Here is a 13,140-nt window from a genome sequence, read left to right as displayed (position 1 = left end):
CTTGTCCGGCCCTTTCCGGGACGCCCAGAATCTCCGTTGTGAATCACTCGGGGACATTCGATCAGGACGACATACTGCGGGCACGGAATGTGCTGCTCGCATCGGGACAACGCACGGCGCGCGAGGAAGTCGACGCCTACCGGGTGCTCGCTCAGGTCAGCCCCGCCGCGTACCTGCCGCGCCTGGCTGCGGCGCTGCTGCGCCTGGGTTACGGCACCGACACCGGCAAGAAGCATGCGGCCTGTCTCGCGCTGTGCGAGGAAGCGGTGGCGGTGGCGCGGTCCATCGGCCCGGCGGAACCCACCCGCGAGGATGTGCTGTACAGGGCCCTCGACTGGTGCCAGCGAGAGCTGTACGTCCTGGGCCGCGGGGCCGAGGGGTTCGCCCTGCGCGCCGAGATGCTCGCCATGGGCCGTGCACGGGCCGCACGGTCCGGAGACCCCGTGGTCCAAGGGCTGCGCGAGTGGGCCGCCGGTCTTTCCGAGGCAGGACGGTATGCCGAGGCCGCCGATGCCATGAGCGAGTTGGTCGCGGCGGTCCTGCCCGGCGGGTCCCGCAGCGGGGATCTCGCCCCGTTGTTCCTGGAGTGGATCGCCGCTCTCCATGACGCCGGCCGGTCCGGCGAAGCGCTCGCCGCGTTCGAAACGCTCGTCGGCAGGGAAGGGGCCGAAGCCGCGGAGGAACGCGGCCCGAGCACCTCCCATCTGCACGTGCTCATCGGGCACGCGCACATGCTCGAAGTCCACGGGCGAGGGGAGCAGGCGGCGCTCGTACGGCAGGGGGCGCTCGCCTTGCTGACGGAGTTGGCCGAAAGCGGAGAGCGGCAGTCCTGGAGCGGCCACCGGGCGTCGTTCTGGGCGGTTCTCCTGTCCTACTCCGGCGCCGAAGGCGACCGGCCCGGGCCCGGTGGGCCGCGTCCGCCCTCGGGTGCGGCTCCGCTGCCCTGGTCGTCCGATGCCAAGCGGCGCTACGTCGACGGCCGTCATGCCCTCCGTACGGAGGTGGACGCTCTTGCTCCGCGAGCCGCCGAGGATCCGGACCGGTATCTGGCCGAACTGGTCCGGCTCCACAGGGCCCTCACCGTCCGCTCCGCCGTGTACTGGGCGCAGCGTACGCATCTGTTCGCGGTGCGTATGCGCTCCCTGTTCGACGACGGCGTGGACCTGGCCCGTCGGCTGTCCCGGCACGATCCGGCGGGCGGAACGCGGATCCTGGCCAGGGTCCTGATCGACCGATCGATCTTCCACACCGCCGCGCACGAGTTCGCGCCCGCCCTGGCCGACTTCCGCGAGGCGCTGGGCTGCCTGGGGGAGGCCGGCTGATCCGAGCCGGCACCGATGAGTTTTCCGCTGCCCGGCGGTCTACCTCTCCGTAAGGCCGGAATCCGGTAGCAGCCCTGGAAGGGTGAGGAACATGAAGTACATGATCCAGATGAACGTGCCGCTCGCGGAGTGGGACGCCATCATGTCGTCGTACTCCAAGGACGACATGGAGGCCATGTTCGCCCACATGAACGCCCTCAACGAGGACCTGACCTCCAACGGGGAGTGGGTGGAGGGACAGGGGCTGGGCGGTCCCTCCCAGGTCAAGACGGTGCGGGCCGGGAGCGACGGACGGCCGCAGGTGACCGAGGGGCCCGGCCAGGCCGGACACATCCTGGCCGGGTACTGGGTGGTCGACGTCAAGAGCGAGGAACGGGCCCTGGAGATCGCCGCCCGGGCATCGGCGTGCCCCGGCCCGGGCGGGGTTCCCGGCAGCGACCCGGTCGAGGTGCACCCGATTGCCGAGGACCCGACGGGGGCCTGACCCACCGCCCGCGGCGGCCCCGCGCAGACGCGCGCCGGCCCCGGCCCCCGCGAGGAGGGCCGGGGCGCTCGGCGCCAGCCTTGTACGCGTAACGAGCGGGAGGGCCGGGCCGGTTGTGGCCGAAGACGTGCCCGTCCCCCCGGCCGGTCGGTCGCGAAGGTCTGTGCCGGTGTCGAACTCCTGTGTCGTCGACAGCGGATCACCCGGGGCGAGGAGGTCGCGCACCGAACCGGTGCGGCCTGTCGGCCCGGTCGGGGCGGCCGGCGTTCAGGAGGCGCGCCCGTAGCGGACGTTGCCGCTCCAGATTTGTTCCAGCCGTACGCGGCCGCCGGGTCGCGGGGCGTGCCAGATCTTGTCGCGTCCGGCGTAGATGCCGACGTGGCCCATGGTCGAACCCTTCGGGAAGAACACCAGGTCGCCGGGGGCGCGTTGTACCGAGGGGATGTGGCGGGTCTGCTCGTACTGCTGGTTGGCCGTGCGCGGCAGCCGGCGGCCCGCCTCGCGGAAGGCGTAGAGCGTCAGGCCCGAGCAGTCGAAACGTTTCGGCCCCGTGGCGCCGTAGGCGTACGGGGCACCCCGTTTGGAGGCCGCCACCGCCACGGCCTTGACCCCGTAGGGCGCGGCCGCCTCGGCCGAGGTGGTGCTGCACGTCACCGTGGAGACGGCGAGGAAGAGCACGAGCAGGGGCGCCGTGAGGGCGTGCGGGCGGTGGAACGCGGGCCGGGAATCGCCTGGAGAACTCGGCATGTCCGTTCGGGTGCAGGCCATCGTGAAACCTCCGTACGGGGTGCAGGAACGGCCTCTCGCCGAAGGAACTGGCCCCGGCGAGACGCCCTTTGCTCTCGACGGCCGCTCAGTCTTCCGCAAGATGTCCGATTCGTCACGCTTTTGTTCAATTCAAAGGTCTCGTTTGGGTAAAGCCATCCGGCCCATCAGCCGCTTGTGCTGCGGAATCACCCTCATCGGGCCACGGAAGCACCCTTGGCGACCGGCGTGTCGCGGAGCGGGCCGGCGGGCGTTGTCCGGGGGATCGGAGCCGCCCGTACGCACCCGCACGGGACTCGACGCGCACCACGTGGTGTTCCGGGCCGGATGGTGATCCGGTGGTAACGTCGGCGCCGGACAGCGGGGTCCGGCCGCTCCTCACCCGCCGTCGGCCCGGCCCCGATCCGCCGCCGGCGCGGGCCGGTGCCGGCTGCGGTACGCCCCGGGAGGCATGCCCTCCCACCGGGTGAAGGCGCGGACGAGGGCGGTCGCGCCGCTCAGTCCGATGAGCGGAGCGATACGGTCCAACGGCAGGGCCGTGGTCTCCAGCAGCCGTCTGGCCCGGCCGTGGCGGGCGGAGTCGAGGAGCGCGCGCCACGACGTGCCCTCCGCGTGCAGGGCCCTGCGCAGGCTCCGGACGCTCAGGTTGAGTTCCCCGGCGGGGCCCTCGGGGCCCGCGTCCGCGAGCGCGGCGTGCTCCAGCCACTGCCGCACGCGCTCGGCCGCGGTCGCGGCGGCGGTCGTGGCGGACAGCTGGTCCAGGAGCCGGTCGGCGTAGGCCCGGTGGAGGGCGTTGAGCGCCGGGTCGTACAGGGGACGGTGCCGGTCGAGGTCCTCGTTGGCGACCGTGATCGCGTGCTCCGGGGCGTCGAAGGCGACCTGGCAGCCGAGGACGCGGGCGTACGGCTCGGCCGAGCCCGCGCGGGGATGGGCGAACGACACGGCCAGGGGCGCCCAGTCGTCCCCGGCGACCCAACGGGCGGCCCGCACCATGCTGCTGACGATCGCCTCCAACTGCTGGGGGTGCAGGGCCGCCGGGTCGACGTTCGGCCGGTAGCGGATCCGGGTGACACCGCTGCCGCGGTGCACGGACACCGTGCCCACCTGGCTCACCAGCGGGTGGTAGCGCTCGGCGGCCAGCGCGGCGTCGGCGAGGCTGGCGCAGGTGAGGACGAGATGGCCGAGGATGTGCAGCCCTTCGGGCCGGATGCGGTCGCCCACGAGGAGCCCGGTGTGCGGCCCGGCGTCCCCGGCCGCGAGCACCGCGTCCCACACGGCGCGCATTTCGCCGAACTGCAGCCGGTCCGTGGGCAGGGCCCAGGAGCCGGATTCGCCGGCGCCGTCCGCCGTGGCGTTCAGGACGGACAGGGCGTAGCAGGCGGTGACGGAGGGCGGCTCGATGCTGGACACGGCCGTCAGTCAATGCGCGCACACCACCCCCGTCAACACCGTCGGCGGGCCCGGCGGCGGGACTCGGCCGCCGGGAGTCCGGGTCGGGAGCCGACGGTCGGGAGCCGACGGCCGGGAGCCGTCGGCCGGGAGCCGTCGGCCGGGAGCCGCCGGTTGAGAGCCGGGCTCGGGGAGTCAACGCCATGGCCGCCCGAGTGAATGACGCGGCCGCCCGCCGCTCCTAAGGTCGGCCTTCGGACACCGACGGGGTCAGGGGCCCGCGGAGCGCCGGGCGAGCGTACGGCCCTGATCACCACCGCTCAGAGGAGTACGCCGTGATTCTCTTCCTGCTCCCCGCAGGCGACTACGACCCGACTGAGGCGGCCGTGCCCTGGGCGGCGCTGCGGGACGCCGGCTTCGAGGTGCGCTTCGCCACCCCCGGCGGGAAGGTGGCGCTCGCCGACCCCCGGCTCACGGACCTCGGCTTCTCCTGGCTGTCCCCCTGGCTGATGACCCGCCGCGCCGAGCTGGCCGCCTACCGGCGCCTCACCCAAGACCCCTGGTTCCTCGCCCCGTCCTCGTACGCCGATGTCGACCCGGCCGCCCTCACGGGCCTGTTCGTGCCCGGCGGGCACGCCTCGGGCATGCGGACGCTGCTCGAGGACGCCACCGCCCAGCAGCTGTTCTCCCGGGCCTTCACCCAAGGGCTGCCGGTGGGGGCCGTCTGCCACGGCGTGTTGCTCGCCGCCCGGGCCAAGGACCCTGCCACCGGGCGGTCGGTGCTCCACGGCAGGCGGACGACGGCTTTGACCTCCCTGCTGGAGCTGACCGGGTGGAACCTCACCCGGCTGTGGCTGGGGCGCTACTACTGCACGTACCGCACCACCGTGCAGCAGGAGGTCACCGCGGCGCTCGCCGATCCGCGCCACTTCATCGCGGGCCCGCCCCTGCCCGTCCGCGACACCGCGGCCCGCACCGGACGCGGCTTCACCGTCAGGGACGGCAACTACGTCTCCGCGCGCTGGCCCGGTGACTGCCACCGCCTGGCGGCGGAGTACCTGGACCTGGTCCGCGCCCACGCGTCGGGAGCGGTGCACCGGCCGGCTTGAGCCGGGCCCACACGGCGCACGCGAGCGACCGCGGACCGGCGGACCGAGCACCATCCAGGGCCGAGTCCGCGGATACGTCGACGCGCACGTCCACCTGATGTCCAACCAGGGCTTCGGAGGGCGGCTGGTCTGCGGAAAGGTCTTCTCCACCGCGGGCGTGGCGGACGCCCTCAAGGACTGCCCCGAGCACTATCCGAACGGCGTCCTCGCCCTCTTCGACATGATCACCAAGGGCGGCGACGGCCTGCACGACCCGAACGGCTGGCCGGCGTTCCGCGACTGGCCGGCCCACGACTCCGCCACCCACCAGCAGACCTACTACGCCTGGGTGGAGCGGGCCTGGCGCGGTGGCCAGCGGATCCTGGTGAACGACATGGTCACCAACGGAGTCATCTGCTCCCTGTACTTCTTCAAGGATCGCGGCTGCGACGAGATGACCGCGATCAGGATCCAGATCCAGAAGACGTACGAACTCCAAGCCTACGTCGACGCCATGTACGGCGGCCCCGGCAAGGGCTGGTTCCGCGTCGTCACCGAGGCCTCCCAGGCGCGCGAGGTGATCGAGGAGGGCAAGCTCGCGGTCGTCCTCGGGGTGGAGACCTCCGAACCGTTCGGCTGCAAGCAGTCCTTCGACCGGGCACAGTGCACGATGGCCGACATCGACCGCGGTCTGGACGAACTGCACCGCCTCGGCGTGCGCAACATGTTCCTGTGCCACAAGTTCGACAACGCCCTGTGCGGAGTCCGCTTCGACTCGGGCACCCAGGGCATGGCCATCAACGTCGGGCAGTTCCTGTCGACGGGGACGTTCTGGAGCACCGAGCCGTGTTCCGGCCCGCAGCACGACAACCCGATCGGCTTCGGGCTCGCCGCAGGGCTGTCGGCCGAGGGGGCGCACGGGCACGACGCGGCCGAGGAGCCCGGCACCTCGCCGGCGGAGGTCGAAGCCAGGATTCGGGCCGCGCTGCCTGCGGGGGCCGAACTGCCCGCGTACGGTCCCTCGCTCCAGGCACAGTGCAACCGGCGCGGCCTGACCGCGCTGGGGGAGTACGCGGTGCGGGGCATGATGAAGCGCGGCATGATGCTGGAGATCGACCACATGAGCGTCAAGGCGGCCGACCGGGCGCTGGACCTGCTCGAATCCGAGCGCTACTCCGGCGTGCTGTCCACCCACGGCTGGATGGACGACCACTGGACCGAGCGGGTCTACGGTCTCGGCGGCTTCATCACCGGCCACATGTACGAGGCACCGGCGTTCACCGCCGAGACGCGCCGTCACGCCGCCCTGCGGGCCAAGTACGGCGCGGGGTACGGGATCGGCACCGACATGAACGGCTTCGCCTGGCTCCCCGGCCCCCGGGCCGCCGACGGCAACCCGGTCCGCTACCCCTTCCGCAGCCCCGACGGCGGCTCGCTCCTCGACCGGCAGGTCACCGGCTCGCGCGTGTGGGACGTCAACACCGACGGGGGCGGCACCCACTACGGCCTCGTACCGGACTGGATCGAGGACATCCGCGTCACCGGCGGCCAGGACGTGGTGGACGAGCTCATGCAGGGCGCCGAGGGATACCTGCGGATGTGGGAGCGCACCAGCGGCCACACCACCCCCTACGCACCCCTGGTCCGCGGCTACCACCCGCACGCCGGACACCTGGCCTCCTCACGCCCCCTCCCCGCCGGTTTCACGCACGAGGCGGTCTGGAAGGTGCTGAGGGAGCCCGCTCCCGGCACGGTCCGGCTCTACGAGTGCAAGGCGGCGAACCACTCCCTGCTCACCCCCGACCCGGGGTGCGAGGGCCAACAGCCGCTCGGCGCGGTCGGATACGTGTACACCAGGCCGGTGCCGGGCTCGGTACCCCTGTACCGGTGCTACATACCGTCCGTGTTCGACCACTTCGTCTCCAACCGAGCCGACTGCGAGGGGCCCTATACGAGGGAGGGCCTGCTCGGCCACGCCATGCCCCTGACGGCGCCGTAACACCGAACGCAAGGGCGGCCCGGGCCCATGCGACCCCGGGCCGCCCTTGTCTCCCGTGACGGCCCTCCGCCAGACCGGGCGCATCCCGTCGAGGGGACGCAGCGGTGGTGGTCGATCACGCAGAGTGGTTGTGCGTGGTGACTCACGGTGAAGAGTCGCTGTCCGCCGGGGCGGGATGCGCCTCGCGGCAGGGGCCGGCGGGGCCGCTCACCAGCTGTGGAGCCGGAGCGGGGGGCATCGGCTCCGTCCGTCAGGGCGCTATGCCCTCATTGCGTGGATACTCTGGGAAATGTGATCGAGTCTGGACGGCCGCGGCTCCGTCGGCGATACGGCCGGGGGACGTTCGTGCGGCTGTCGCCGGTCTTCCTGACCGTCGTGATCGCCAGCCTCGCCTACGCCACTCCGCCGGAGATGGCCTTCAGCCGCCTGCTGCCCGCGGCGCCGGCCCTGGCCGCCGCCATGTGGCCGGTCCTCCCGACCGTTCTGCTCGGGACGGTCTGCCTCTGCCTGATGATCGGCCTCGGCCTCGTCTTCCCCGATCTCGGCACCTGGTGGACGGCCGCGGGCATCATCGCGGTCACCGTGGCCGCCGCGTACGGAAGCCACGTCCGGCTCCAGCGGGAGCGCACCCTCTTTCAGGTGAGGCTCGTCGCCGACGCCGCGCAGCAGGTGGTGCTGAGCCCGATGCCGCGCCGCTTCGGCAGCATCGAGATCGAGTCGCTCTACCTCGCGGCCGCGGCGGAGGCCCGGATCGGCGGGGACTTCTACGAGGTCGTCGACACGCCGTACGGGGTCAGGCTGCTCATCGGCGATGTGCGGGGCAAGGGCCTGCCGGCCGTGGGGGCGGCCGCGGCGATCGTCAACGCGTTCCGGGAGGCGGCCTACGACGAGACCGACATGGTCGACGTCGCCCGCAGGCTCGACGCCAGCAGCACCCGTTACAACTCCGCCTTTCCGCCAGAGGGGCCGATGGAGCGCTTCGCCACGGCCCTTCTCGTCGAGATCCCGCACGAGGGCAGCCGTATCAACATCCTCAACTGCGGACACCCCCCGCCACTGCTCCTGAACGGCAGCGCACTCCGCGTCCTCGAGTCGGCCACGCCCTCACCCCTGCTCAGCCTCGCCGAGCTCATCGGCGATCACTACAACGTCGACTCCTTCGATTTCGCCCCCGGCGACCTGCTGCTCCTCTACACCGACGGGATCGCCGAGGCCCGCGCCCGCGACGGCGAGTTCTTCCCGCTGGCGGCCTGGATGCGCGGACAGCCCCCGACGCCGCCCCGCGACCTGCTCACAGCCCTCCACCACGACCTCCTCCGCTACAGCAGAGGACGCCTCGACGACGACATCGCCGCCCTCGCCGTACGCCTGTGCGAGCCGTGATCCGCGGCGCGCCCCGGATCCCCCAGAGAAGGGCATGCACCCCCATGACCCCCATGACCACCGTTGCCGCCTACGCCGCCCCCGCCGCCAAGGCGCCTCTCGAACGCATGACCATCGAGCGCCGCGCCGTCGGTGAGAAGGACGTGCTGATCGACATCGCCTTCGTCGGCATCTGCCACTCCGACATCCACCAGGTCCGCGAGGGCTGGGGCAAGGCGATCTTCCCGATGGTGCCCGGGCACGAGATCGCCGGTGTCGTCTCCCAGACCGGCGCCGGAGTGACGAGGTTCGAGGTCGGCGACCGGGTCGGCGTCGGCTGCATGGTCGACTCCTGCCGGGAGTGCACGAACTGCCGGGCCGGCCTGGAGCAGTACTGCGCCGAGGGCCCCGTGTGGACGTACAACGCCGTCGGCAAGGACGGCAAGCCCACGGACGGCGGCTACTCGCAGAAGATCGTCGTCGACGAGAACTACGTCGTGCGCATCCCGCAGGCGCTGTCACTGGACGTCGCCGCCCCACTGCTGTGCGCGGGCATCACCACCTACTCGCCGCTGCGGCACTGGAACGCCGGGCCCGGCAAGAAGGTCGCCGTCGTCGGCCTCGGCGGGCTCGGCCACATGGCCGTCAAGATCGCACACGCGCTCGGCGCCGATGTCACCGTGCTCTCCCAGAGCCTGTCCAAGAGGGACGACGGACTGCGGATGGGGGCCGACCACTACTACGCCACCTCCGCCCCGGCGACATTCGAGAACCTGGCGGGGAGCTTCGACGTCATCCTCAACACCGTCTCCGCCCCGCTCGACTTCGCCGCCTACTTCTCCCTCCTGCGCACGGACGGGACCATGGTCAACCTCGGCCTCCCGGAAGAGGCGGCGCAGCTGGAACTGCAGTCGCTGTTCGGCGGTCGTCGCAGCATGAGCAGTTCGGGTATCGGAGGCATCGCCGAAACCCAGGAGATGCTGGACTTCTGCGCCGACCACGCGGTGGGGGCCGAGATCGAGCTGATCGGCGCGGACGGGATCAACGAAGCCTACGAGCGGGTCCTCGCCAGCGACGTCCGCTACCGCTTCGTCATCGACGTAGCCACCATCTGACGCGTTCCGCGTTCCGCGTTCCGCGTTCGCCGGGCGGCGCACGGGTCAGCTGGGCCGCCCACGGCGGAAGAGTGGAACCGTCCCGAGTCCGAGGAAGAACAGGGGTATGGGCTGGTCTTGGTTTCCGGCGGACGTATTCCGTACATCGGGGGACCGGCCGGGCGCGGCTGGCATCTGCGCTGGTGGCAGACCGGTCGCGCTTCGTCCAGTCACGCGTTTTCGTGCCACGCGATGCAGGGGCATGACGTGATCCGAACGCACGGGCCTAATGGGGATACGGCGCGTACCGCGCAAGCGCCCCGTACACCCGGTGCCCTGCGCGGGACGCATTCCCCCTGCCTCCTTGGAAAGGATGTGGCAGAGATGTCTCCCTCTTCCCCTCATCCCGCGTACATCACAGCGACCCTGGATCCCCGGCTCAGCCGATGGAAATGGCTGGTGAAATGGATCCTCGCCCTGCCCCACTACTTCGTGCTGATCTTCCTGTACATCGCCTTCTTCCTGGTGACGATCGTCGCGTTCTTCAGCATTCTCATCACCGGCAGATATCCCCGATCTCTCTTCCGTTTCAATGTCGGAGTCATACGCTGGAGCATGCGCGTCAGCTACTACTCCTCCACCGTGCTCGGCACCGACGCGTATCCGCCGTTCACCCTGAAAGAAGCACCCGGCTACCCGATCCAGGTCGATGTCACCTATCCCGAGCGGCTTTCCCGCGGACTGGTCCTGGTCAAGTGGCTGCTGGTCATCCCGCAGTTCCTGGTGATCGCGATCCTCGTCACCAGCGGCTGGGACATATTCCGCTACATGGACGACTACAGCCCCTTCTCCTCCGGGCTCATCGGCCTGCTCTCCCTGGTCGCGGTGGTGATCCTGACGGTCACGGGGACCTATCCGCGGGACCTGTTCGACTTCCTCATGGGTCTGCTGCGATGGGCCTTGCGCGTATTCGTCTACGCGTCCCTGATGACCGACAAGTACCCGCCGTTCCGACTGGACATGGGAGGGAGCGAGCCCACACCGGCAGCACTGGCACCGGCCGGCGCCGGCTGAAACCACACGCCTGACCCGAACGGCACCCGGGGCCCGAGCAGGCCAATGCAGTTGTCTTAAGTGAGCACCCGAGTCTGGCCCTGGCCGTGGGCGAGCCATGCCCTCCCCCGGATCACAGCGGCCGGATCGAGTCGGGAAGGATGAGGGGCGTGAACATCGACGGGGCTGTTGCAGAGATCGGGAACGCTCACGCCATGCCAGGTCTGCCCATGGCCTGGCAGTGGTCACCCATGTCTCGGTTCGTGTTCTCCCTGGCGATGGATCCTGACGGGCGCTGGGCCTACCAGATGAACTCGCTCGATGTGCACGACGCCGGTCTGGCCAGGGCTGTTCTGGCGTTCGCGAGGCAGCATCAGCTCGGCCGTGGACGGGAGGCTCGGCCACTTACCGTCCTTCCCGGGTTTTCGTATGGGGCCTATCGATTCGATGCCGTGGCAGCGGCGTCGCCGACTGTGCATGGGTACCACCACGGGCGGAACGAGGCCTTGAACGAGGTCGTCTCGGCAGTCTTCCCCGCGTACCGGTGCGAGTTCCGCGGTGATGAGAACCTGGAGGAAGCGGTTCTGCGGTTTAAGCGCATGCTGCGGCCGACCCTCCTGTCTCGGCTGCCGGTCCCGTACCTGCGCATGCGGTACGAGAACACGCGGACCGGTAGCGGCAGCGTGGGTAGGTCCCGCAGGTTCACCACGCAGGACGTGCTGCTGCGGGAGCTCGGGCTTCTTGAGGGTGCTCATGGCAGTTTCGTGGAGTTCGAGAACTCACACGGTGAGGTGTGGCGGGTTGAATGGGACGGTTCCTGGCTGGTGAACGGCCAGCCCGAGGGCCTGCGGCTCTCGTATGAGTGGGTGATGACTGCTCTGGGATGCCCGAAGACGGGTCTCACGTAGCGGCCCCCGTATGTCAGGGTCAGCCTCCTTGTTCGAGCTGGTCTCGCCGCCCGGGTTCAAGCGGTTCTCCTGACGGTGCTGGGGGACGGCTTGAGCACGGGTCTTCCCGCCCGCCGGCTGCTCTTGGTCTTCTTGGTCTGACTGAGGACCCAGCGGCCTGGCTCGACCGCGCCTCGTTTGGCACGGGTCCGCAGCACGGGCCACCGGTTGGGCTTCTTGACGGCTCGTGGACAGTTCCGGCTCCGGCGGGCCGGGAGCAAGCGGCTGCGTGCTTCCTGCTCAGCCTCGGTGAGGGATCGGGTGAGCTTGGCCGTAGTGGCTCCAAGCTGGGACGGAACGCTTCGGCGGATGATCCGGACGCACTTGAGGTAGGAAACTCGGTCCGCGTCCACGGCGGGGCCGGAGAGGGCGGCGGCGTGGGCGAACCGGCGGATCGCGTGGTGAACGGCGAGGTAGGCCCGCAGCTCCTGCCGGACGCCTTCCGGCGTGCGCGACCGGATCGGCCCACCAGGGCCGAGGTGGTTCTTGATCTCGTCGAAGGCCAGCTCGATCTCCCAGCGTTCCCGGTAGAGCGCGACCAGCTCGGCCGCCGGATGCTGCTCGGGGTCCAGCAGTGTCGTGCCGAGGAAGGTGACCTTGTCGTCCTTCGTGAAGGTGATGACGCGGTAGACCGTGTGCTTGGGCAGGGTCCTGCCTTCGCGGCTTGCGCGGAGCCGGAGTGCCTTGCCCGGACGCGCCATCGACAGGTACGAGCCGTCGGGAAGCTCCTCCTGAAGGGTGCCGAGGTGATTGGACTGGAGCCTGACCAGCAGGTTCGCTCCGGCTGCGGTGAAGGTGTGGGCGAACTCGACCGACCAGAAGCCCCGGTCGGCGATGACCAGGTCACCCGAACTGGTGGAGCCGGCCAGCTGGTAGGCCAAGCTCCGTTCTCCGTCTCGGTAGCCGCCGAGGCGGGCATCAAGCACTCCGTGTGTTCCGATCTCGACGAGGACTACCGCCCTCACCTGGGGGAACCCGAATGGGAGGCCACCCGTGGTGGAAGGGCCGTCGAACGTGTCGCCGTTGCTCACCGAGTCGGGAAGGTCGAACTGGGTGCCGTCCAGAGCGAGCAGCCGTAGCCCTCGCCACCATGCCCCGGGTGTGTCCGGAGTGGCGAGCGGACCGGCCACCTCTCTGAACAGGGTCTCCAGCACATCCTCACCGAGCCGGGACCGCGCTCGGCATAACGAGGACCGGTTCACCCTGGCCAAGGCACGGCTGCTCGGTATCCCGCCAGCCAGCACGCGCAGCACCTCCTCGTACGACTCCTGGGCGAACAGACACAGGGCCAGGACGAAGTACACGACCAGCCGCGCCGGTAGGGGGCGGCGCCGCTGCTCAGCTCGGCCGTGCTTGGCTATCGCCGCGTCGACCAGCTCGACAGTGAACACCTTCGTCAGAATCCCGATCCGCACCCGCTGCCCCGCTCCCCACCCCGTCACACCCGGGGCAACGGCCTCCACGGGTCAAAAGCAACTGCATTGGCCCGAGCCGGCCCCCGGGTCCACGGGCGTCGGCGGTCCCGCCTCGATCGCAAACCGCACAGCCGGTAAAGCCTTGGCCCCTATGGAGTGAATCGCGCCAGAACCCCGTGACCCCCGGCCGGAACCCTCCATACGTTGGCCGCTCTTCGTTCA

Annotated in this window: 10 protein-coding genes and 1 pseudogene; 8 read left to right on the top strand and 3 right to left on the bottom strand. The window is 70.4% G+C overall.

Going from position 1 to position 13,140, the window contains the following annotated elements; genetic code table 11:
• The first annotated feature begins 89 nt into the window (after nt 1-89).
• Nucleotides 90-1,322, top strand: a complete 1,233-nt coding sequence (locus ACFWP3_RS05020; protein WP_384216273.1) for a hypothetical protein — start codon at nt 90-92, stop codon at nt 1,320-1,322.
• A 91-nt stretch (nt 1,323-1,413) separates the two neighbouring features.
• Nucleotides 1,414-1,806 (top strand): YciI family protein, encoded by a 393-nt coding sequence (locus ACFWP3_RS05015; RefSeq protein ID WP_384216271.1) that lies wholly within the window; start codon nt 1,414-1,416, stop codon nt 1,804-1,806.
• 267 nt (nt 1,807-2,073) lie between these two features.
• Here ACFWP3_RS05015 and ACFWP3_RS05010 read toward each other — a convergent pair whose 3' ends face one another.
• The gene (locus ACFWP3_RS05010) at nt 2,074-2,553 is read right to left on the bottom strand and encodes a C40 family peptidase (protein WP_384216269.1); all 480 of its coding nucleotides are present in this window, start codon (nt 2,551-2,553) and stop codon (nt 2,074-2,076) included.
• Nucleotides 2,554-2,949: 396 nt separating this feature from the next.
• Nucleotides 2,950-3,981, bottom strand: coding sequence for an AraC family transcriptional regulator ligand-binding domain-containing protein (locus tag ACFWP3_RS05005; RefSeq protein WP_384216267.1), 1,032 nt, complete (start codon nt 3,979-3,981; stop codon nt 2,950-2,952).
• 314 nt (nt 3,982-4,295) lie between these two features.
• Between ACFWP3_RS05005 and ACFWP3_RS05000 the strand changes: the two genes are divergently transcribed.
• The 6 genes and pseudogenes from ACFWP3_RS05000 (at nt 4,296) to ACFWP3_RS04975 (ending at nt 11,464) form a co-directional block, all read left to right on the top strand.
• Nucleotides 4,296-5,069: a type 1 glutamine amidotransferase domain-containing protein gene (locus tag ACFWP3_RS05000; RefSeq protein ID WP_384216265.1), complete on the top strand. Its 774-nt coding sequence runs from the start codon at nt 4,296-4,298 to the stop codon at nt 5,067-5,069.
• 52 nt (nt 5,070-5,121) lie between these two features.
• Nucleotides 5,122-6,669 (top strand): annotated as a pseudogene (locus tag ACFWP3_RS04995) (hypothetical protein); the annotation flags it as partial.
• A 723-nt stretch (nt 6,670-7,392) separates the two neighbouring features.
• Nucleotides 7,393-8,430 (top strand): PP2C family protein-serine/threonine phosphatase, encoded by a 1,038-nt coding sequence (locus tag ACFWP3_RS04990; protein ID WP_384216263.1) that lies wholly within the window; start codon nt 7,393-7,395, stop codon nt 8,428-8,430.
• 53 nt (nt 8,431-8,483) lie between these two features.
• Nucleotides 8,484-9,524, top strand: a complete 1,041-nt coding sequence (locus ACFWP3_RS04985) for an NAD(P)-dependent alcohol dehydrogenase (RefSeq protein ID WP_384216261.1) — start codon at nt 8,484-8,486, stop codon at nt 9,522-9,524.
• Nucleotides 9,525-9,887: 363 nt separating this feature from the next.
• On the top strand, nt 9,888-10,577 hold the full coding sequence (locus tag ACFWP3_RS04980) for a DUF4389 domain-containing protein (RefSeq protein WP_384216259.1): 690 nt from the start codon (nt 9,888-9,890) through the stop codon (nt 10,575-10,577).
• A gap of 149 nt (nt 10,578-10,726) precedes the next feature.
• Nucleotides 10,727-11,464, top strand: a complete 738-nt coding sequence (locus tag ACFWP3_RS04975; RefSeq protein WP_384216257.1) for a hypothetical protein — start codon at nt 10,727-10,729, stop codon at nt 11,462-11,464.
• 56 nt (nt 11,465-11,520) lie between these two features.
• Here the strand turns inward: ACFWP3_RS04975 and ACFWP3_RS04970 are convergent, their stop codons facing one another.
• Entirely contained in the window at nt 11,521-12,918 is a 1,398-nt protein-coding gene (locus ACFWP3_RS04970; RefSeq protein ID WP_384216255.1) for an IS4 family transposase, read from the bottom strand.
• Nucleotides 12,919-13,140: the final 222 nt, after the last annotated feature.

Origin of the sequence: Streptomyces sp. NPDC058525 (assembly GCF_042719495.1) — a bacterium.
Taxonomy (GTDB): domain Bacteria; phylum Actinomycetota; class Actinomycetes; order Streptomycetales; family Streptomycetaceae; genus Streptomyces.
Note: the sequence above shows the minus strand (reverse complement) of the source record. Positions and strands in the feature narration are given on the sequence as shown.

What these genes read in the sequence shown, in the direction of transcription:
- ACFWP3_RS05015 (WP_384216271.1), top strand. Translation starts at nt 1,414, where the DNA reads ATGAAGTACATGATCCAGATGAACGTGCCGCTCGCGGAGTGGGACGCC.
- ACFWP3_RS05010 (WP_384216269.1), bottom strand. Translation starts at nt 2,553, where the DNA reads ATGCCGAGTTCTCCAGGCGATTCCCGGCCCGCGTTCCACCGCCCGCAC.
- ACFWP3_RS04985 (WP_384216261.1), top strand. Translation starts at nt 8,484, where the DNA reads ATGACCACCGTTGCCGCCTACGCCGCCCCCGCCGCCAAGGCGCCTCTC.
- ACFWP3_RS04980 (WP_384216259.1), top strand. Translation starts at nt 9,888, where the DNA reads ATGTCTCCCTCTTCCCCTCATCCCGCGTACATCACAGCGACCCTGGAT.